This window comes from Nitrospirota bacterium, from assembly GCA_016194305.1.
Classification (GTDB): domain Bacteria; phylum Nitrospirota; class Nitrospiria; order JACQBW01; family JACQBW01; genus JACQBW01.
In genome coordinates, this window is sequence record JACQBW010000005.1 from 54,730 (window position 1) to 74,615 (window position 19,886).

Sequence of the window (19,886 nt, forward strand, 5' to 3'; positions counted from 1 at the left end):
ATAATACCCTTTCGAAACGGAGCACGTCATGGCAGCCAAACCCCAGGTTAACGGCAACTCTTTAAAACTTCAGAAAAGAAAATTAGGGGAACTCCTTCTCCAAAGCGGAGTCCTCACTGAAGAACAGCTTCTCAAGGCTCTGGACAAACAGAAGAAGAGCGGGAAAAGACTGGGTGAAGTGCTCGTTGAATCTAAATTTACCTCTGAAATCGAGATCGCGCAGACCGTGGGCTCCCAACTGGGATATCAGTTTGTGGAAACCATTAGCGCTGTCGATAAAGAGGTTTTGCTCCTCGTTCCCGAAACCCTCGTAAAAAAGCATTCGATCATCCCGTTAAGACTTGAAAAAGGGGAACTGGTCATTGCGATGGCGGATCCCCTCGACTTTAATACCATTCAGGATTTGAGTTTTTATTGCGGCTTTATTATTCAGCCTGCGGTGGCTACTCCCACGCTTCTCCAGGAGTCGATTAAAAAATTTTACGGAAATATTCATGGCCAGACCGATGAAAAACTGATCAAAAAAATTATCAATGAAAGCCAAAAGGACTTTTCAGCCTCGGCGCTTCAGATTATTCCTGAAATCAGAGATGACGGTTCGGAAGGAATGGCCGAACAAAGACATCAGCTTGCCCCTATTATTGAAATGGCAAACCTGATTCTCGCCAAGGCACTGAAACTCAATACCAGCGATATCCATATCGAACCTTTCGCAAATGATTCGATCGTTCGCTACCGGGTGGACGGTCTCCTCCATGAAAGCATGCGATTTCCAAAATGGATTCATGGTGCGCTCGTTTCAAGAATCAAAGTCCTGGCGAATCTTGACATTTCGGTGAAACGAATTCCCCAGGACGGGGATATCCGGTTGAAAGCCAACGGAAGGGAGATCACGTTAAGAATATCCTCCCTCCCCTCCTATTATGGTGAAAAAGTGGTCATCCGGATTCTGGACGAAACGACCGATCTCCTCCGGCTGGAATCGCTCGGCCTCTCGAAGGACGAACAGGCTAAAATCAGGGAAATGCTCTCTCACCGCAAGGGATTAATCCTGGTCACCGGACCCACCGGGAGCGGGAAAACCACCTCTCTTTACGCCATGTTAAACCAGATCAATCAAAACACCGTCAATATCATTACCGTCGAAAATCCTATCGAATATCACCTTCCGGGGGTCACCCAGGTCCAGATCAATCCGGAATCAGGTCTGACTTTTGCCACTGCGCTCCGCTCCATATTAAGACAAGACCCCAATGTCATTCTGATCGGAGAGATTCGTGATTCCGAAACGGCACAGATCGCCATGAGAGCCGCGTTAACAGGACATCTCGTCATTTCAACCCTTCATACCAATGACGCCCCTTCCGCGGTTAACCGCTTATTCGATCTTGGGATTCCAAATTTCATGGTCTCTTCGCTCCTGATCGGCGTAATCGCCCAACGCCTGGTCCGGAATATCTGTCCCGAATGCAAAAGTCCGGTTCAACCTACGGAAGAAGAGAAAATCATCTTTAATCTGAATGAAAACAAAAGCAAAGCCTTTCAATTCTACAAAGGAAAAGGCTGCAAACTCTGCCATCAATCCGGACTCAAGGGAAGGAGCGCCGTCTATGAAATTCTTCAAATGAATTCCAAACTGAGAGAAGTCCTCTCGCTGAATCCCACGGAACAGCAATTTAAATCTGCCTGCAGAGACGCCGGTTTTGTCTCCATGAATGAAAATGCGCTTCAGAAGGTCAGAGAAGGCGTCACCACCTGCAGCGAAGTGACGCGATGTATCGGAATCGATGAAAATCTGGAAACCTTTTGCGGAAAATGCAATCATCATTACAGGGCAGAGTACCTCCTCTGTCCCGTCTGCGGTGAAAAACCGAATAACAAGTGCCGTCATTGCAATCAAATGATTCAGCCTAACTGGAACTACTGTCCTTATTGCGAAAAAAGGCTGGCGAAGTCCCTGGCATAGCCGGTTAACTCAAGATATCCGTTCCCCGAAGCGGGAAATCCGGTGACGGCGACACTCCCTTCCCAGTATCTCATTTTTCCCCCGAATACCGTCAATTCCTGGTCTTGAAATATCGGAACCACACTGAGAGAGATATTCCAGTCCGGTATCAAGACATCCCATCCGACAGGATATATTCCCCCACCGGATGATTTCCACTGGAGTTTCGGTCTTAGAGTAAAATCCTTCTGCCGAAGGGAAATGACAGAACCATCGGATTCTATTAAAGTGCCAAAAGAGAAGGGCGCAGAACCGTTTTTGTTTCGAATTTGATAAAGCATCAGTTCCGTCTGGTTGTTGAGCTGGATCGAAAACCAGTCCCATCCGGATTGACTGGGAAGAAGAGGATGGGATCCAAATTCATGGTCCATCCAGCTGATCCCTTCGACTTCTTTTTCCTCGCCATTCCAAATCACTCTTCCCGACGTTTTAAGCCGGGTCAGCGAATAGTAATGAGAACGGTTCAGGTCCGCTTCGTCCTTTGGACTTACACCCTTTTCGCCGTGTATCACGGCGGGTTTTTGCGTAGTCAGGAGAAGTTCAATCTCTTTTCTGTTCTTTCCGAAACCCTCTGAAGCCGAGAGACGAAAGTCCCCCTTTTTCTCTTCGCCTTTCCATCGATCGATCCAGACCTCGAAATGGTCCTGTTTCACTCCCGCCCTGCCGAGTGCATCACGCGACATCTTCTCGCTAAACCAGAATTTTTTCGTAGCCCCATGAGACAGGGCAAAATGAGCCGAATAGATATTATCAACCTTCCACCTGGAAGGGTTCCGGCGGATCGCATCATCGGCGATGCCGGTTCTGAAAAAGGTCAATTCAAATCCGGTTTGATTTCCTTTCTTATCATAGAGGTGACCTGTGAAATACCACCATTCGATTTGATAAGATTCATGCGATCCATGATCAGCGGGGAAATGATAAATATAGCCCGGTTCTGCTGTCTTAAATTCTTTTTCCCATCCCATTTTCGGAAAAACAAGAATCAGAATCACGGACATCATCCAGGTCAGCCGCATCACGTTCTTGCGCTCTCCCCTTACTCCAGACACCTTACTCATATTGCACCGCTTCCCGAATGTTCTCTCCCGCCTTATTTTTGGCCGGTATAAACGCGGCCAAAAGTGCGGTGGCGGTGACAATCATAAAAGTCCTGAAGTAAATCATCGGCGACAGATCAAATTGAATGGTCCAGAAAAAAGATTGTTTGTTGATCACATGAATCAGAATTAGCGAAAGCGCTGTTCCTCCAACTCCGCCCAAAAGATTGGCCACGAGGATGATCCACAGCGCTTCCATCAGAACCAATACGCCGATCTGGTTGCGGGAAGCGCCGATCGATCTCAAAATGCCGATTTCCCTCTTCTGATCCAAAAGGTTCGCCATCAGCATATTAATGACCCCCAGGAGAGAGATGAGAATCGTAATCCATTCCAGAACGCGGGTCACCGAAAATGTCTGATCAAAGATTTCAAGGACTTTGGATCGAATTTCCTGGTTGGAGATGACAATCATCTCCTCGCCGTTTAGAATCGATTCTAATTTCTCTTTAACTTCGCTTTCTCTCTTATGAAGGTCCCCCTTCTTTACAAGATAGACCGCCAGAATATTGAGCCGTTCATCTTTCCAATATTTTAGATATGCCGAACGGTCCATGACGACTTTTCCTCCCTGGGTCGTATAGTCATAAAAAATACCTCCAATCCGGAACGGAATCGATCCCGCAGGGCTGTTTAATTTCAGAATGTCGCCTTCATTTAAATGATGTTGCAATGAAAAACTTTCAGAAATCAAAATCACTTTACCCTGAATGGCTTCTTCCATTTTTTGGGAAGCATTCCCGCTTGTAAAGAGATATTGACTCTGTTCAAGGTGAACCTGGAGAAGTCTCGAATCCAGACGAAAGGGTCTGTTCTGATACATCAGATGTTCTTCGCGGAAAAGATCAACCGCCGCCACCCCGTTTACTCTTTTTATCTTTTCGGCAAGATCAGGCAAAATCAGGGGTAAGTCACCCGGATTGAGCCACTCTTTCGGTTCAACAATCAGATCCGCTTTGACCGTCTGATTAAACCAGATCTCAAGGGTTTTCCGAAAGCTCGAGATCATCAAAGTGACGCTGATGACCAGGCTGACGCTGATCATCAGGGTCGCAATCCCGATTCCATTGCGGGTCGATTGCTGGAAAAAACCTGAACCAGCCACCTTGAGAAAGACCATTTTCTCATTTAAAAATGGAGAACGGAGTATCCTGTAAAGAACGTAAAGGGTCGATGGGATCATCAATGAAGTCCCGGCCAGGAGAAAGAGGGCTGAGAGATAACCAAAAACCGGAACCTGATGATAGGGAGGAAGTTTCGAAAAAAACCAGGAAAATATCAAAAGAATCCCTCCCGCGGCCAGGAGCGATAGGGAGAGTCGAGGAGGCCGGATCTCTCCAGCCCGGTTTAAATTATCCCGGAGTTTTACCCGGGACGCTTCCCATGCCGGGAAAGCCGCTGCAAGGAGTGAAACGCACAGACCGATCGAAAGGCTGAGTAATCCGGTAGTGAAAGAAACAGAGATACTTTGAGTAAAGACCTTGAGATAGAGCGAAGTAATCGTCAGCGCGACTGCTTTTAAGACAAAATGGGCGATCCATATACCCAGGCCAATCCCCAAAACCGAACCGATAAATCCGATGACAAAGGCTTCCATGAGAATGAGACGGAAGACTTCCCGTCCGGATACGCCAAGCATTCTGATGATGCCGATTTCAACTTTTCTCCGGACGACCAGGAACGACATGGTGTTATAAATTAAAAACATTCCGACCAGAATTGAAATCTCGCTCAGCGCTTTAATGTTGAGATTAAACGATCCGAGAAGACTGTCGATCATTTGCTTCTCATCACCCGGACTCTGAATCTGAAGGCCTGGCAATGCAGTCGTCAGCGCTTCTTTCATCGCTTCGCCTGAAACCCCCTCGTCAAGTTGAATGTGAATACGGTCCAGCCGACCCAGTTTGTGAAAGAGGAGCTGGGAAGCAGCGATATCCATCATGACAAAATAACCTCCGTACGGGGGAGGGAGCTCATTTTCAAATTGAATGATCCCGACCACCCGGGTTTCGACGACTTCGGAACCCAGATGGAGCACAAAAGTGGAACCGGTATTGAGATGGAATCGCTTGGCCAGAAACGGAGTAATCATGATGGCGGCGGGTTTTAACAAAACGTTCAACCCGGGAGTCTCGGGAGAATTCTCCTGACCTGGTTTTTCTGGATGACCCAGCGCATCCGAAACCATGTCGCGCCCAAGCACCATCACTTCCTCTTTCTCCTTCTTTTCCCCGACCCAAACAGATTGAAGTGTGACCGGCATCGCTCCTTTTACCCCCGGCAGATGCCTCACTTTGACAATCTCCTCTTCGGAAAATCCGGCGACACCCCCTTTCACTTCCAGTTCACCGTGACCGGCAACCTGTTCGATCGTCCATTTGAAGGAATCGCGGATATTTTGGTTGGCGATTTGAACCGAAGTAAATAGAGCAACCCCAAAGGCAATTCCCGTAAGGGTCAGGAGCGCATTCAGCTTGAGAAGTTTGTAGTGGGAAAAACTCCAGATTTTCAGGAGTGGAATCATGACTGAAGGCCTTTTACTTTGAAATCTGGATTTCCCCGTCTTTCATCGAAAATATCCGATCTCCAAATGACGCAGCCTCCTGACTATGGGTCGCCATCAGAAGAGTCATTTGCCGCTCTTTCGAAAGGGACTGGATTAACCCCAGAATCTCGTTCCCCATTCTTGAATCCAGATTTCCGGTCGGCTCATCCGCAAGGAGAAGAGTCGGAGAATGAACGAGAGCCCGTGCGATTGCCACCCGCTGCTGTTCTCCCCCGGAAAGCTCCCGTGGCAGGGCATTGCTCTTTTCCGTGAGCCCCAGCCGGTCAAGAAATTCTGCAACTTTTCGATGGATCTCTTTCCGGAACATTCTATTCAGAACAAGCGGAAGGGAAATATTTTCATGGACGGTCAGGGTGGGAAGAAGATTGAAGAACTGGAATATGACCCCAATTTTCGTTCTGCGGTATAATGTCCAGTTTTGGTCGGTGAATTGCTCTGTGGATTTTCCCTCAAGCCAGATTTCTCCCGAGTCGGGAAGATCCAGACCTCCGATCAGATTGATGAGAGAGCTTTTTCCGCATCCACTCGGACCCATGAGTATACAGAATTCGCCAGAATCAATGGAGAGGGTAATATTTTTGAGGGCATGAATTTTCTCCGATCCCTGGAGGTAGTTCCGGGAGACGTTTTTCAATTCAATTATTTTGGATCGAGATACCAAAAGATTCTCAGATTAAACATTGGTTGGAATGGAAGCGTCACCGCCTCCCAATACTTTTTCGATGGCTTCGGAGAGTTGTTCGTCATAATCATGGCTGAGCGTAAAAATCCTGCATTGGTAAATTCGGGCAGGGATATAGTCAAAAAATTCCCACAAGGCCTCTTTAGAGACCCTTTTATTGGAAGGATTATAGATATAGATCTGCTGTTCCCCCATCATGAGCGGATTGATCGGCCTGGGATCCTGACCCGGCATATCCACTTGAAAAATTAAATCTTTCAGTGCGGGAGGGAGCACTTTTCGTATCTTTCTCTCCAGTTCTTCGGATTCGATCATCCGATTCCCTTTTTCAGGACTTTTCATCGATAAGGTCGTTTCGAACGCCATTTTCCATTTGATCTGCCGGTTGAGAATTTTTTCCCATTCCAAACCGAGTCTTCGTTTTTCTTTTTCCTTTGAAACTTTCCATTTTCGGACCTCTTCGATCAAATACCAGTCCGTGAGGGTAAGATAGTCGCTCATCTGCTCAATCGGGTTCTTGGGGAGAATCTGCTGGATGGTCGGCTGAAAAATCTCCTTGAGATGAAGGTCGATCGCGCGGGTCGTCCGGTGATAATAGACATTGGAATACATGTAGAGACGGCAGTTCAAAAACATGTTGAGTGCCGGAAAACCAGACCGGTGCAATGTCAGACCTTTTTCGGTAAAAAAAGTGTAATAAATCAACCTGTCCAGATCGACCGGCCCTATTGCGACGCCGCACATGTACGCGTCTCTTAAAACATAATCGAGATTGTCGGCCGTATATATTCCCCCCAGTAGCGGCTGAAGGAAGGTCAGCCACTGTGGAAAGTTCTTCTTGTCCTTTTGGTAATCTTTCTTTATCAGAAACGCAATTTGTTCAGGAATCAGTTTTTCTCCCGGTCGAAAAGGCCCCGTAGGACTTCGTCGTATTTTCTTGATAAGCGGTCCGAGCTCCTGGGTAATAATTTTCTGACTGATATCTTCGTGGGTCAGATGAAATTGTTCCAGAAAATTATGATCAAAAAAATGGCAAAAGGGACCATGTCCGGAATCATGCAGTAGCGCCGCGACTCTCAAGACCTCCTCCACATACTCGAAAGAAGGAGGATTCTTGATCACGGTCTTCAGGGAGGGGTACAGGCGTTTTGCAAAGCGGCTGGCAATATGCATCGCTCCGAGAGAGTGCGGAAATCGGGTATGTTCGGCGGAAGGATAGACCCATCGCGCGCTCTGGAGCTGATAAACATATCTTAACCGTTGTACCCAGGGGGTATCGATCAGATCTTTTTCAGTCGATTCTTCGACGCTTCCTGAACCAGGAATGGTAAAGGGAATATATTCATGAACCGGGTCTGCAAACATCGCTACCCCTTCGTATGATTTTTTCCAGGTCATATCGAAAATCACTCCCGATTAAATGAATAGGTTCTTAAATAGCAAATAGCGCTATTATGTATCAATTTTTTGAATTGTCAACTTGACTGATTCCCGGAAGTTTTTATCGAAAAAAGACCTCTCTGCCGGTGGAGGAATAAAAAGAGTAAAAGGTTGGGGAAAAATGAAACATGAAACAAATGTTTTAGTGTTGAAACAAATAGAACATGAAATAAATTTTATAAATATTTGATTTAATTAACTATTATATAAAATAAAATTCGGCACATTTATTGCATTACTTATGGTCACTATCTGATCAACTCTCTTTAAGGAGGAAAGAATGGTTAAAGTAAAAGAGATCATGACAAAAAACCCGGTCAAGGTGGACGCCAATAAAACCGTGCGGGAAGCCATTAATATCATGTCTGAAAAGAAGATCGGCAGTCTCTTGGTTTATAAAGACCATGAAATTGTGGGAATCTTGGAAGAAAACGATATTATCAAGAACGTTTTGGTAAAAGATCTAAACCCCTATGTCGTTAAAGTGGAAGCAGTAATGTCCGTTCCGTTTGTCATTCACGAGGAAAAAGGGGATAACGAAGCCAGCGATATGATGTTTCAACATAAAGTCCGTCATCTGGCGGTTTCTGTCAATGGTAAAGTCGGAGGCGTTGTTTCAATGCAGGACCTCCTGAGACCGGTTTACACGGGCCGATCTCTCTGGACTTAATTTTTGCCAAATCTGATTTTGAATATTTATTCTTGAATCTGGAAAAGAGTAATGATACTGATCGATCTTTACGTCATTTTTGGGTTGGGACTTCTTGCGGCCGCATTCCTCTTGGGCCGTCAGCTAAAAGGTGCCCCGGCGAGAACGGCTTCCCGTCGTAGAAAGATTAAAGGGTAGCCAGTGACCTTCCCGCTTTCCACCTCCATTTTCGGTCGATCTGCTTCTTGTAAGAAGGCGAAATTTTGTAGGCCTCGATCGACCGCCTGAAGCTTTTTGCCGCGTTCTCCCTGTCTCCCAGCGCAAGCTGAGCAATCCCCAAATGATAATAGCCCTCCGAACTCGATGTATGAATCGAGCAAAATGTTTCTAACATTTGAAGTCCGCTTTGATATTCTCTTGCATTAAGCAGGAATTCCCCCAACTTCAAATACGGTTCCCCATACTGGAATCGCGGATCCATTCGAATCGTCGCCATAAGATGATCTTTTCCTTCTTTTTCCCGCCCGCTCGCAAGATAAGCAAGCCCAAGGTAATAGTGGACATCGGGAAAATCTTTCATTTTTTGAAATGCCGCTTCCAGGGGAGGAATGGCATTCCGGGGATCTCCATTTAAAATAAATGCGCGGCCAAGGGCAACCTGTGATGGCGCGTCATGGGGATTAATTCTTAAGACGCGGTTAAGCTCACCGATTTCGAGCTTACGCCGGAACCACCGGTTCACTTGAGGGAAAAAGCCAAAATACCGCCAGTCGAGGGCGCCATAGAATAGGAGAAGGAGAACAATGATCAAAACCGGACTCCCGGTTAAAATCATTAAGAAATAGACAATGATCCATTTTAAAAACATACTATTCCATTCTCTAAATCAAAATCATCGAAACATGGTCAGAGAACAGCAAACCTTTTTCGGTTAATGAAAAGTGCACGTCCCGGCTTTGTTTCAGAAATCCCGTTTCCACAAGATCAAATAATCTTGGAAGCACGGCTCGAAAGTAGGGTTCATATTCCGGCTTTAAGTCCGACAACTTGATCCCGCTTTTTTTTCTCAATCCAAATACAAGAGCTTGCTTAAATTGTCCCTCCGGGTCGAGCACTTCCAACTCCTCGATTGCGGTCCCTTTTTCATTCACCTTTCGGACATATCCTTCCACCGTCGTCTCGTTCAAAGAGTGTACCCCAGCAATATAAGAAGCGGCATGGGAGCCTATTCCCAGGAAATCACCCTCGGACCAGTAGTGCAGATTGTGTCGGGATTCAAAACCCGGTCTGGCGAAATTGGAGACTTCATATTGGTGATATCCTTCCTGATCGAGCATTCGAAGCGCCAGGAGATACATATCAGCCTGAAGGTCATCTTCGCTCTCTTCGAATTTTCCCTGCTTTTTAAGATAATCAAGATAAGTTTTCTCTTCTACCGTCAATCCATAAATAGAAAGATGCTCCGGAGAAAGATTGATCGCTGAATAGAGGTTCCTTTCCCACTGTTCTATGGTTTGCCCAGGGAGTCCATAAATGAGGTCAATATTGATATTTTCAAATCCGGCCTCGCGAGCCTGACGAAAGGCGCTATAAATTTCCTGGACAGTATGCCCCCGGTTCATCCATTCCAGATCCGGTCCGTGAAACGATTGAACCCCGAGGCTGATCCGGTTAAAACCTGCCTGAATCAACGGGATGAGACGATCTGTTTGTATCCCCGAGGGATGCGCTTCAAGGGATATTTCAGCCGCGGGTTCCAGATCAAATTGATTCCTGATTTCATTGATCAATCGGGGAAGATCTTCGGAGATGAGGGTTGGGGTTCCGCCGCCAATATAGATCGTGCTGACAACTCTGTTTCGAATAGAAACCGCATGACGATAGTGGCTTAATTCACTCAAAATCGCTTCAAGGTACCGGATCACCACGGGCTGATGATACATACGGGACCCGAACGAACAAAAATGACATTTTCCCGGACAAAAAGGAAAGTTGAGATATATCCCGAAGGATTTTTCAGTCTTAGGCATGGTAGTTTTGAATCGACTCCAAACGATCTAGTTCGCGAAAGAATATTTCGGGAATATTTCCACCCGCCCTTTTGAGACTCTTCCAATAGGCATGAAGTGAAACCAAATCTTCAAATCGATCAATATCATACCATTCCGGGAGAAATCGAAATGGAATTTTTTGTTTCAGAAGTTTCATTAATGTGCTGGACAAAACGGACTCCGTACTCCAGGAGATTCCGTCAAAAAGGGAAGGGGGCTCTCCCGAAATTCCCAAAAGATAATAACCCCCGTCCCGGCTTGGACCCAGGACTACGGGCGAATGATCCAGATATTGAATCGCGGATTGAATGAAATGGAGAGGGAGATGGGGGGAATCGGTGCCAATAATCACTTTCTTATGAAATTTATTTTGGGACAAGAGTTCAAACGCCTTTTCCATCCGTATTCCCAGGTTTTCTCCCTTCTGATCAAAAAGTTGCAGTTCAAATCTTTTGGAAAGCTCCTCAAACCAGGGGTGGGCCGAATCGGGGAAACAGCCGAGCCAGATTTCGGTATCGGAAAGCTGTTTCACGCTGTCCAGTGTGACTTCTACAAAGTTTCGATAAATTTCAAGGGACATTTCAGGGGAGACGACCGGCTGAAACCGGCTCTTGACCTGACCCAAGAGCGGTTTCTTCGCAAAGACGATAAGAGCAGACCGATTGCTCACTCGGAGTCCATACGATCCAGGAGTTCCTGACAGATTTTTTCATGACTTAAATACGCCTCTGGCACCGCTTTTTGAATCTGGTTCGCATTTAATTTTTCTTTAATCAGGTCATTGACTTTCAAAATCACCGATTTCGGCGGGATCTCGTAATGAATCTCCTTTTCCCGGTATAGGTCCCGAACTAACGCAAAGGTTTTGTCATTAATATCAGCGTCGGACCCAAAATTTCCATTTTTTTGTTGAAATGCCTTCAAGAGAACACAGTAACTCTCAATAAAACCGTCCCGAACCGCATTGGGGGAGAGGAATTTCTTACTTAATTTTCTCTCAAGAATCTTTTCCCATTCCGCCATGATCTCTCCCTTCACATTCAATTCGGCATAAAAACTTTATTATAAACAAATAGTCCATTTGGTTCAATGCCGTTGAACTTTACTGCCACATCAGATATAATAACCCTTTTTCGCGGTATTGACAGCCCCCACAAGGACAGGCCTATGAGATCGAATTCAAGAAAACCTTCCGACCTTCGTCCGGTCAAGATCACTCGAAATTTCATCAAACATGCCGAGGGATCTGTTTTGATTGAGATGGGCGATACGAAAGTAATTTGCACCGCTTCCATTGAAGAAAAAGTTCCTCCTTTTTTGAAAGGGAGTGGTAAAGGGTGGATCACTTCTGAATATGCCATGATTCCACGTTCGTCCCAGGAGAGAATTCCCCGGGAATCCTCCAAAGGGAAACTGGGAGGAAGAACACATGAAATCCAGAGATTAATTGGACGGGCACTTCGGGCAGTCGTCGATCTGGATTCGCTGGGGGAACGTACCCTCTGGATCGACTGTGACGTCATTCAGGCTGACGGCGGAACCCGGACTGCTTCCATTACTGGGTCCTTCATCGCGCTGGCGGATGCTTTCTCACTGATCCAGAAAAGAGGTTTAATTAAAAAGATCCCATTAAAGGATTATCTTGCGGCAATCAGCGTGGGGAGAATCAACGGCGAGGTCTACCTTGATCTGGATTATTCTGAAGATTCGACTGCCCAAACCGATATGAATGTCGTCATGACCGGGAAAGAACAGTTTGTCGAAATTCAGGGCACTGCCGAAAAAGGATCGTTTTCAAGAGAAGACCTCGACCAGTTTCTCATATACGCCAAAAAAGGAATTCTTGAGCTGATCGAGATTCAAAAACAGCTCATCGGCCATCTTCCAAATGGATAATAAAACTCTTAACAATTGAAATATCGCTGAACTGAGAAATGGAAATTGTTTTGGCGACCCGAAATAAGGGCAAGATTAAGGAGATATCGGCTTTATTTACCCACCTTCCGATAAAACTTCTGACCTTGGACCAGTTTCCAGATGTCGGTGAGGTCGAAGAGGATGGAAAAGACTGCAAAGAAAATGCGATAAAGAAAGGAGTCGAAATTTCCAGAGAGACCGGAAAAGCGGCGCTTGCGGATGATTCGGCCCTGGAAATTGACGCCTTGGACGGCGCACCGGGTGTCTATTCCGCCCGATTCGCGGGGGAAAATGCCACCTATGCGGATAACCGCGCAAAAGTATTAACGTTGATGAAAGGTATGCCGGCCGAAAAGAGAGCGGCTTGTTTCCGTACGATTCTTGCGCTGGTTATTCCCGGGAAAGAACCCATTCTGGCTGAAGGCAAGACAGAAGGAACTATTGGAATGATGGAACAGGGACAAGAGGGATTTGGATACGACCCCATCTTTCATCTCAAAGGTGACGGACGTTCCTATTCTCAAATGTCCGCTGAAGAAAAGAACAGAGTCAGTCACCGGGCCAAAGCAGCTGAAAAAATGAAAGCCCTCCTGGAAAATATTCTCCGGGAAGATAAAAAATGAATACGGGGGCGAATGGTGAGACGCGTAAGGAGCACCGCGCAATGAGCGCCGCCGAGAAAGTGAGGCGGCCGGAATCGGGGGCATCGGAGGATTTTACAGGGTGAAACCGCACGGGCCCCTGGATAAGATTAAGCGAAGTATCCGGCTCTGCCGGTGCTGAGCGCGGGTTTTAGGGGCATCGGAGGATTTTACAGGGTGAAACCGCACGGGCCCCTGGATAAGATTAAGCGAAGTATCCGGCTCTGCCGGTGCTGAGCGCGGGTTTTAGGGGCATCGGAGGATTTCACAGAGTGAAACCGCACGGGCCCCTAACTAATATCGGGGCGTAGCGCAGCCTGGTAGCGCACCTGCCTTGGGCGCAGGGGGTCGGAGGTTCAAGTCCTCTCGCCCCGACCATTTTTATGATATAATCCGACGATGAAATCATTCGTCATTTCGGCTTTTTTGCTCCTTGCTCTCGGAGCCGAATTGGTTTTATCGCCCAAACTGGTTGCCAGTGATACGGTCAATCCAGTTCCCGTAAATAAAATCCGCCTGTCTCCGGATGATTACGACGGAAAGCGGGTAAAGGTTTCAGGCCAGGTTCGGTCAATTACTTCGGATAGAGGAAGACGGGGGAGCGAATTCTTAACGATCGTCATCGAAGGGACCAAGACAAATCTTGAGGAGACTTCTGAAACCCTCAAGGTCTTCATCTACTTCGCTCCCCCGATTAAGAAGGGGAGTTCTGTCATTGTCTTCGGAACCTACCATAAATCAGGACACTGGGGCGGAACGGAACAGCAACATTTTATCGAAGCAAGCAAGATTAATCCGGTTGAAATCAATTAGTTCTTAATCATGCGCCTGTAGCTCAGTCGGATAGAGCAACAGCCTTCTAAGCTGTGGGTCGACCGTTCGATTCGGTCCAGGCGCACCATTCACGTCCCAGGTTCCTTATAGGGTGGATTAGCTTTGGAATTTGGATTTGTTCAGGGTCACAGCGGCGCGAATGAGCGCTTTCAACCCCTTTTCATCAATCCTTTCGCCTTCATGGAAATCGATGGCACGTCTGGTGTTACCTTCGAGGCTGGAGTTGAAGAGGCCTGAAGGATCCTCTAAAGAAGCGCCCTTGGCGAACGTCATCTTCACAACTTTCTTGTAAGTCTCACCGGTGCAGATGATTCCGGCGTGCGACCACACCGGAACCCCTCTCCACTTCCACTCCTCGACAACTTCGGGATCGGCTTCCTTGACCAAGGTACGGAGGCGGCTGAGTGTCTTGCCCCGCCAGTCTACCAGCTCATTGATTCTCGCGTCAATGAGCTGAGAAGGAGACATGTCTTTATGCAACCCGCTCTTCTTCATGCCCATTTCTCTTTCTTCATCAAGCCGATTATAGATGGAGCGAGCAGGAATCGCATATGGTGTCCCCGGAAATGCGGTCAGGTTCCTGTACCAGTAGTAAGAACCCTTGGATAGGCCGTCCCTTCAAATTCAGTGCAATAAACTGTTCCAATAAGTGCGTAATACCATTTTTCCTGAACCTTGATATTCTTCACCACATAGTCCGGTCCCGCTTGCTCGACCAGAGAATCGTAAGCAAGACGTGCACGACTATTGACATTAATCGGAATAAGGAGCAGGAGTTGAAAACCACATGCGCTCGAAGATACTATCTTGGGTTTAGTCACATCGTATTTCGGTTCTGACAATTCACCAAACCGAACCGGCTGACCCGCACAACTCAAAATGGAAAAACTAAATGCAATGATAATTCCCAATTTCTTTATCCTGTTTTTCATTATCTGATCGCCTCCCCGGTAATGGTTACGCAACGTGTCGTTCCGATTACCCACCAGAACCAATCCTCATGCATCGTCACGTTCACTAAAGCTGTTGAACCAGGGACTTCATTGAGAGCTGCCTGGTAGGCACGTTCCATACGAGAGTCAAGCATAATAGGGATGAAATTATAAAGCGTGGGGCCAATCAATATCGTCCCGCAAGCTTTTCCGGAAGCAGGTCCTAACTTCTGCGACGCTTCTGATGGAATGGGCGCTAGCGTTGTAAATCCGGAAGCACACCCCGTAAACAGGATTAAAATTCCTGCGATCATCATTTTCTTTGCATAGCATTCCAAGGTTTTAAACCTTAAAAATGTTTCCGGCTGCCTTTGGCCCATTTTCTACTCACTTTCGCAATGATGTTTATTTCTAATATTTTCGTGGAACAACTCTAAAGTGACTAATTCGGATGAAAATACACTTTAACAATATAAAAATCAAATAAATTGGATACATTTGTGAGAAAACATCTTAAAACAAATGTAATATTTTTATCGATTTCCGTCTTTACCCCAGGATAGTTCCAGAGTTTGAGCTAAAGCGTGGCTACGAATCCGGAGTGATGACGATAATTCGGAAACACCTGACCGAAAAGGGTTGATTCAAAGGATGCGTTCCTTAGGCACACTAGGCAGGCCGTCTGAAATCTTAATTCAACTTTAGTTCCAAGGTAAGAATCGAATCCTGCTGCGGACTAATCGTGATCATCTTTTCTTCTTCGGGAAGTGTTTCGTGCCAAATTCTGACTTTATATTGACCGGACGGCACATCGGTTATTTTAAAATCGCCCATGCTATCCGTTATGGAAAAATAAGGGTGATCAAATACAAGAAGCTTTCCTCTCATAAAACGATGTGCGTCACATTTAATTTTGACAATTCCAGTCGTTTTTAAAAACTGTTTTATGTTATTTCCTTTGGGCACCAAAATGGCGTTCAGAAATGTTGACACTTCGGAATAGAGCAGATGCGTGTTATGAAGGATCGGGTCTGAATTCCTAATTTCTATTGAATCTCCAACTACACCGCCGAGAATGCGAGGCATAAAATGACATTTGTTGTTATCAAGAACAATGGTCTCAGGCAGATGTTTCTTCCCCTGATCAATTCCCACCAGACTGACGATCACATTTTGAATACCTCTATTCTCAGGATTGACGATCAGCGAATTATCTAATACGGTATTTCCACAGTATTCCCGGTTCTTGTTCACATTCAGAACCTCTGAAGCTGGAATGGGATCGTTGAATTTTATGTTTCCGGAAATGCTCCCCCCTGTTTCAACAGGTATGACTTCGTATGCGGATGCGGCTTTCAATGTGATACAAATGAATGAAATGGTGATAGCAATGAAAAGGGAAATCAGTTTCCATGTCGTCATTTGGGATTCCTTTTACGATCATATTTATAATATATCAATGGCCCCTGTATATCTCACTATGATGCTTACGAGAAAGAATGCCCTATCTATTTAACTTATTCAGACCACAAGGTCAATTAGATTACGAAGGTATCCCCCATTTTCCTGAAGGAATCAATCTCTTCTTTTCGCGGACGAGCAAATAAACAAGAGAAGAGAACGGTCTAAATTAAAAAAGACTATCTATTGAAATAGATAGTCTTTTTTAGCCACCCTGGCGAATATTTCCGACCTGTCGTTGGACTCCGTTCATTCCAAGAGGATTTAATTTTGACTGACGGAATAAAATAATTTTTCACAGCTGGCGCTAAACCTGGTCAGGAATCTATTCCCGCGCCAATGACGGATTCACCCTTATAAACAGCCACTTCTTTCTTAATTTCGGTAACCAACTCTCCCTCCTTAGCCATTCTCGCCCATGTCCGGAGCTCCTCGTCCCTGACTCGCTTCGCATCCTTTTGAGCCGTAATAGCCTCTTTTCCGGAAACAAAGTGTACTTTATTTTCGAGAATTTCTTCCAACGCAACGGTCGTCGCCTTTTCATATCGGGTATCGCTGGACGAGGTCGTAGCCTGAATGATCTGTTTCGCCCGCTGGGATCCGAGGATACTCAAGCGATGCCGGCTATCAATCTTCTTATTTTCAATGATGATCGGCATGGTAATAATATCAATCATTTTAAAAAACCTACCTCTCTTTTTAACTGCCTGAAAATGTAATTTCTCAAATGGGTTCAAGACGAAGTATATCACGTATTCCTCATTCCATACGGGAATATTCATGGTTCAAATTGGATTGATCTAAAACCCTTCTAAAACATGCTGTTTTTTATTTAGCTTGCACTTCTGGTCAATTAAGCGGATGATTAGCACTCGACGAGCGAGAGTGCTAATTCTTCCTCTCCAGACTCGCCACTCTCATTTCAAGTTCCAAATTAAAAGGAGGTATTACACCATGGCTGCTCTGACTCAAAAAGGGGCTCTTGTATTCAAACCATTAAAGGATCGTGTATTTGTGAGCTATTCCGAGGAATCGGAAAAGAGTGCCGGTGGAATCTATATCCCTGATTCGGCCAAGGAAAAACCACAGCGAGGAAAAGTGGAGTCAATCGGACTCGAGGTTAAATCGGTTAAGGCGGGAGACCAGGTCTTGTTTGATAAATACTCCGGTTCCAAAATTCATTTTGAAGATAAAGAGTACTTGATCATAAAGGAAGAGGACATCTTAGGCATTTTTGAAGGCTAAATTTCATCCTCGATGGCAATTCAGATTTTGATTTTTTAAAGGAGATTAAGAACCATGGCAAAACAGATGTTATACAGTGACAATGCACGGGCATTAATATTAAAAGGGGTCAATCAACTTACGGATGCGGTCAAAGCCACCCTGGGGCCGCGCGGCAGGAATGCGGTGATCGAGAAAAAATATGGCGCTCCGCTCATTACCAAGGACGGCGTAACGGTCGCAAAGGAAATTGAGTTAAAAAATCCCTACGAAAATATGGGGGCTCAGCTCGTCAAGGAAGTGGCAAGCAAAACCAGCGATTCCGCTGGAGATGGAACAACCACCGCAACAGTTCTTGCCCAGGCTATTTTTCAGGAAGGGGTAAAGCATGTCACATCCGGAGCCAATGCAATGGACATCAAGAGAGGTATCGACCGGGCCGTGGAAGTCGTCATTGAAGAATTAAACAGAATCAGCAAACCATGCCAATCCAAAAAAGAGATTTCACAGATCGGAACCGTTTCAGCCAACAACGATAAAACGATCGGCGACCTGATATCAGAAGCGATGGAAAAAGTGGGAAAAGATGGCGTGATCACGGTTGAAGAAGCCAAGAACATGTCCACTTCGCTCGATGTGGTAGAGGGAATGCAATTTGATCGGGGATATATCTCTCCTTATTTCGTAACGGATCCGAATCGAATGGAAGTAACCCTCGAGAATCCGTATATTATGATGTGCGAGAAAAAAATTACCACCATGAAAGATCTTCTCCCTATCCTCGAACAGATTGCCAAATTGGGTAAACCTCTCTTGATTATCGCGGAAGATGTGGAAGGAGAAGCCCTGGCTACGCTGGTGGTCAACAAACTCCGAGGCTCCTTAAACTGCTCAGCGGTTAAAGCCCCCGGATTCGGAGACCGGAGAAAGGCGATGCTGGAAGATATCGCCGTTCTAACAGGCGGACAGGTTATTTCTGAAGACCTCGGTCTCAAATTGGAAAACATAAAGATTGCTGATCTGGGCAAGGCAAAACGGATTACCATCGACAAAGATAATTGCACCATTATTGAAGGAGCGGGCGATCCGGGCAAGCTCAAGGGAAAAATAAAACAGATCAAAGCCCAGATTGAGGAAACGACTTCCGATTACGATCGGGAAAAACTGCAGGAGCGATTGGCGAAACTTGTCGGCGGTGTGGCCGTGATCAATGTCGGAGCTGCTACTGAAACCGAGATGAAAGAGAAAAAAGCACGGGTTGAAGACGCGCTCCATGCCACAAAAGCCGCTGTAGAAGAAGGAATTGTCCCGGGCGGAGGGGTTGCGTTATTACGGTGTATCAGCTCGCTTGAAAAACTTGAATTGAAAGGTGACCAACAGATGGGGGTGAACATCGTCCGGCGGGCACTGGAAGAACCTCTTCGACAGATTACCGAAAATGCCGGCTTTGAAGGCTCAATTGTCGTTGAAAAGGTCAAAAATGAAAAAGGGAACAGAGGCTTTGATGCGGCTTCCGGACTCTATGTGGACATGGTCGATTCAGGCATTATTGACCCCACCAAAGTCACTCGAAGTGCGCTTCAAAATGCGGCAAGCGTGGCGGGACTGATGCTGACAACGGAAGTCATGATTGCCGATATTTCGGAAGAGAAAAGCGCTTCCATGGGATCCGGCGGCATGGGCGATATGCACTAAAACAAAAAGAGATTCTAAAGAGATCTGTCACGACCCCTTCAATTTAGGGAAGGGGTCGTCATTTTCCTTTTCTATCTCGAACCTGTGAATAAGGAGACTCTCTTATGAAAAATACAATCTTTCGAAAATCGTCTTTGAACAAGCTTGATGTCGAATGGATGGCACCCAGAAGCCGGCCTACATCGACCCATCATGCCTTTGAAATTGTCGAAGGTGTTCCTAAACTGACCTCGGTCTGCGGTCCTCCTCATATTCGACAATTTATTGATAAAGACGACTTTTATGTGCCTGCATTTGAAAGAATTTATGATGATCAAAAATGCAAACCCTGTTTTAAAAAGGTGAAAAGTATTTCAAAAAAGAGCCTTGCCTCAAAATCTAAAAGAAAAAAAGAATATGAAAAAATCAGGAACGATCGTGGATAAGGAAGAGATTTATCAAAAGTCGATGGAGACCCAATTGGGAATCCCGGCGTCCCGGATTGATTTAATTCAAAAAGAAAATCAGCAGGAAGTTGGAATGGGATCATGGAAGGCGTCGAAACGGCTAAAACAGAACTCAATGATTTCATTGAAAAGGGCTTTCCGACTATCATTCATGGGCCACTCGTGAATCCGGTAATACCGCCGTTCAAGCCAGCCTGACAAATCGGAATTTTAAAGCATTCCACATTTCGAATGAATTACTTC

The 19,886-nt window shown here is 45.9% G+C and carries 21 protein-coding genes and 2 tRNA genes; 10 read left to right on the forward strand and 13 right to left on the reverse strand.

The annotated features are described in order from the left end of the window. The first annotated feature begins 28 nt into the window (after positions 1-28). Entirely contained in the window at positions 29-1,966 is a 1,938-nt protein-coding gene (gene tadA / locus HY200_01720) for a Flp pilus assembly complex ATPase component TadA (GenBank protein ID MBI3593655.1), read from the forward strand. On the opposite strand, the gene HY200_01725 is transcribed toward tadA, so the two are convergent. The 4 genes from HY200_01725 to HY200_01740 are packed head-to-tail and all read right to left on the reverse strand — an operon-like array spanning position 1,930 to position 7,751. Further along, complete coding sequence (locus HY200_01725; protein MBI3593656.1) at positions 1,930-3,066, reverse strand: carotenoid 1,2-hydratase; 1,137 nt, start codon at positions 3,064-3,066, stop codon at positions 1,930-1,932. The two genes, tadA and HY200_01725, sit on opposite strands and share 37 nt — an antisense overlap. Then, a complete protein-coding gene (locus HY200_01730) occupies positions 3,059-5,629 on the reverse strand; it encodes an ABC transporter permease (GenBank protein ID MBI3593657.1) in 2,571 nt (856 codons plus the stop codon). Before HY200_01730 ends, HY200_01725 begins: the two co-directional genes overlap by 8 nt. 13 nt (positions 5,630-5,642) lie before the next feature. Then, a complete protein-coding gene (locus HY200_01735) occupies positions 5,643-6,332 on the reverse strand; it encodes an ABC transporter ATP-binding protein (protein ID MBI3593658.1) in 690 nt (229 codons plus the stop codon). Between the two features lie 12 nt (positions 6,333-6,344). Further along, positions 6,345-7,751, reverse strand: coding sequence for an HD domain-containing protein (locus HY200_01740; GenBank protein ID MBI3593659.1), 1,407 nt, complete (start codon positions 7,749-7,751; stop codon positions 6,345-6,347). 322 nt (positions 7,752-8,073) lie between these two features. Between HY200_01740 and HY200_01745 the strand changes: the two genes are divergently transcribed. Beyond that, positions 8,074-8,463 (forward strand): CBS domain-containing protein, encoded by a 390-nt coding sequence (locus HY200_01745; protein MBI3593660.1) that lies wholly within the window; start codon positions 8,074-8,076, stop codon positions 8,461-8,463. 166 nt (positions 8,464-8,629) lie between these two features. Here the strand turns inward: HY200_01745 and HY200_01750 are convergent, their stop codons facing one another. From HY200_01750 to HY200_01765, 4 genes are read right to left on the reverse strand one after another with little or no spacing between them, the layout of a single operon-like run. Beyond that, the gene (locus tag HY200_01750) at positions 8,630-9,310 is read right to left on the reverse strand and encodes a tetratricopeptide repeat protein (protein ID MBI3593661.1); all 681 of its coding nucleotides are present in this window, start codon (positions 9,308-9,310) and stop codon (positions 8,630-8,632) included. A gap of 13 nt (positions 9,311-9,323) precedes the next feature. Next, positions 9,324-10,472: a radical SAM family heme chaperone HemW gene (gene hemW, locus HY200_01755; protein ID MBI3593662.1), complete on the reverse strand. Its 1,149-nt coding sequence runs from the start codon at positions 10,470-10,472 to the stop codon at positions 9,324-9,326. Continuing rightward, positions 10,465-11,163, reverse strand: a complete 699-nt coding sequence (locus HY200_01760; GenBank protein MBI3593663.1) for a TIGR04282 family arsenosugar biosynthesis glycosyltransferase — start codon at positions 11,161-11,163, stop codon at positions 10,465-10,467. Before HY200_01760 ends, hemW begins: the two co-directional genes overlap by 8 nt. Further along, a complete protein-coding gene (locus tag HY200_01765; GenBank protein MBI3593664.1) occupies positions 11,160-11,516 on the reverse strand; it encodes a hypothetical protein in 357 nt (118 codons plus the stop codon). Before HY200_01765 ends, HY200_01760 begins: the two co-directional genes overlap by 4 nt. A gap of 144 nt (positions 11,517-11,660) precedes the next feature. Between HY200_01765 and rph the strand changes: the two genes are divergently transcribed. From rph to HY200_01790, 5 genes are all read left to right on the forward strand, one after another. Continuing rightward, positions 11,661-12,389, forward strand: coding sequence for a ribonuclease PH (rph, locus tag HY200_01770; protein ID MBI3593665.1), 729 nt, complete (start codon positions 11,661-11,663; stop codon positions 12,387-12,389). A gap of 38 nt (positions 12,390-12,427) precedes the next feature. After that, a complete protein-coding gene (rdgB, locus tag HY200_01775) occupies positions 12,428-13,033 on the forward strand; it encodes an RdgB/HAM1 family non-canonical purine NTP pyrophosphatase (GenBank protein ID MBI3593666.1) in 606 nt (201 codons plus the stop codon). Positions 13,034-13,352: 319 nt separating this feature from the next. Beyond that, positions 13,353-13,429: transfer RNA gene (locus HY200_01780), tRNA-Pro, on the forward strand. Between the two features lie 21 nt (positions 13,430-13,450). After that, the gene (locus tag HY200_01785; GenBank protein ID MBI3593667.1) at positions 13,451-13,864 is read left to right on the forward strand and encodes a hypothetical protein; all 414 of its coding nucleotides are present in this window, start codon (positions 13,451-13,453) and stop codon (positions 13,862-13,864) included. An 11-nt stretch (positions 13,865-13,875) separates the two neighbouring features. Beyond that, a tRNA-Arg gene (locus HY200_01790) sits at positions 13,876-13,952 on the forward strand. A gap of 29 nt (positions 13,953-13,981) precedes the next feature. Here HY200_01790 and HY200_01795 read toward each other — a convergent pair. The 5 genes from HY200_01795 to rpoZ form a co-directional block, all read right to left on the reverse strand. Then, on the reverse strand, positions 13,982-14,380 hold the full coding sequence (locus HY200_01795; protein MBI3593668.1) for a DUF1801 domain-containing protein: 399 nt from the start codon (positions 14,378-14,380) through the stop codon (positions 13,982-13,984). A gap of 77 nt (positions 14,381-14,457) precedes the next feature. Beyond that, complete coding sequence (locus HY200_01800) at positions 14,458-14,817, reverse strand: hypothetical protein (protein MBI3593669.1); 360 nt, start codon at positions 14,815-14,817, stop codon at positions 14,458-14,460. Further along, complete coding sequence (locus HY200_01805; GenBank protein ID MBI3593670.1) at positions 14,817-15,134, reverse strand: hypothetical protein; 318 nt, start codon at positions 15,132-15,134, stop codon at positions 14,817-14,819. Before HY200_01805 ends, HY200_01800 begins: the two co-directional genes overlap by 1 nt. A gap of 373 nt (positions 15,135-15,507) precedes the next feature. Then, entirely contained in the window at positions 15,508-16,239 is a 732-nt protein-coding gene (locus HY200_01810) for a hypothetical protein (protein MBI3593671.1), read from the reverse strand. Positions 16,240-16,595: 356 nt separating this feature from the next. Continuing rightward, positions 16,596-16,955 carry a DNA-directed RNA polymerase subunit omega gene (gene rpoZ, locus HY200_01815; GenBank protein MBI3593672.1) on the reverse strand — a complete coding sequence of 120 codons (360 nt, stop codon included), beginning with the start codon at positions 16,953-16,955 and terminating at the stop codon, positions 16,596-16,598. 277 nt (positions 16,956-17,232) lie between these two features. On the opposite strand from rpoZ, the gene HY200_01820 reads away from it, so the two are divergent. The 3 genes from HY200_01820 (at position 17,233) to HY200_01830 (ending at position 19,622) form a co-directional block, all read left to right on the forward strand. Then, positions 17,233-17,523: a co-chaperone GroES gene (locus HY200_01820; protein MBI3593673.1), complete on the forward strand. Its 291-nt coding sequence runs from the start codon at positions 17,233-17,235 to the stop codon at positions 17,521-17,523. 54 nt (positions 17,524-17,577) lie between these two features. After that, entirely contained in the window at positions 17,578-19,197 is a 1,620-nt protein-coding gene (gene groL / locus HY200_01825; protein MBI3593674.1) for a chaperonin GroEL, read from the forward strand. Positions 19,198-19,301: 104 nt separating this feature from the next. Further along, entirely contained in the window at positions 19,302-19,622 is a 321-nt protein-coding gene (locus HY200_01830; GenBank protein MBI3593675.1) for a hypothetical protein, read from the forward strand. The last annotated feature ends 264 nt before the right edge of the window (positions 19,623-19,886 follow it).

Coding starts and splice junctions, on each gene's coding strand:
- tadA (MBI3593655.1), top strand. CDS start 29: ATGGCAGCCAAACCCCAGGTTAACGGCAACTCTTTAAAACTTCAGAAA.
- HY200_01725 (MBI3593656.1), bottom strand. CDS start 3,066: ATGAGTAAGGTGTCTGGAGTAAGGGGAGAGCGCAAGAACGTGATGCGG.
- HY200_01730 (MBI3593657.1), bottom strand. CDS start 5,629: ATGATTCCACTCCTGAAAATCTGGAGTTTTTCCCACTACAAACTTCTC.
- HY200_01740 (MBI3593659.1), bottom strand. CDS start 7,751: ATGACCTGGAAAAAATCATACGAAGGGGTAGCGATGTTTGCAGACCCG.
- HY200_01745 (MBI3593660.1), top strand. CDS start 8,074: ATGGTTAAAGTAAAAGAGATCATGACAAAAAACCCGGTCAAGGTGGAC.
- HY200_01750 (MBI3593661.1), bottom strand. CDS start 9,310: ATGTTTTTAAAATGGATCATTGTCTATTTCTTAATGATTTTAACCGGG.
- hemW (MBI3593662.1), bottom strand. CDS start 10,472: ATGCCTAAGACTGAAAAATCCTTCGGGATATATCTCAACTTTCCTTTT.
- HY200_01765 (MBI3593664.1), bottom strand. CDS start 11,516: ATGGCGGAATGGGAAAAGATTCTTGAGAGAAAATTAAGTAAGAAATTC.
- rph (MBI3593665.1), top strand. CDS start 11,661: ATGAGATCGAATTCAAGAAAACCTTCCGACCTTCGTCCGGTCAAGATC.
- rdgB (MBI3593666.1), top strand. CDS start 12,428: ATGGAAATTGTTTTGGCGACCCGAAATAAGGGCAAGATTAAGGAGATA.
- HY200_01785 (MBI3593667.1), top strand. CDS start 13,451: ATGAAATCATTCGTCATTTCGGCTTTTTTGCTCCTTGCTCTCGGAGCC.
- HY200_01795 (MBI3593668.1), bottom strand. CDS start 14,380: ATGAAGAAGAGCGGGTTGCATAAAGACATGTCTCCTTCTCAGCTCATT.
- HY200_01800 (MBI3593669.1), bottom strand. CDS start 14,817: ATGAAAAACAGGATAAAGAAATTGGGAATTATCATTGCATTTAGTTTT.
- HY200_01805 (MBI3593670.1), bottom strand. CDS start 15,134: ATGATGATCGCAGGAATTTTAATCCTGTTTACGGGGTGTGCTTCCGGA.
- HY200_01810 (MBI3593671.1), bottom strand. CDS start 16,239: ATGACGACATGGAAACTGATTTCCCTTTTCATTGCTATCACCATTTCA.
- rpoZ (MBI3593672.1), bottom strand. CDS start 16,955: ATGATTGATATTATTACCATGCCGATCATCATTGAAAATAAGAAGATT.
- HY200_01820 (MBI3593673.1), top strand. CDS start 17,233: ATGGCTGCTCTGACTCAAAAAGGGGCTCTTGTATTCAAACCATTAAAG.
- groL (MBI3593674.1), top strand. CDS start 17,578: ATGGCAAAACAGATGTTATACAGTGACAATGCACGGGCATTAATATTA.
- HY200_01830 (MBI3593675.1), top strand. CDS start 19,302: ATGAAAAATACAATCTTTCGAAAATCGTCTTTGAACAAGCTTGATGTC.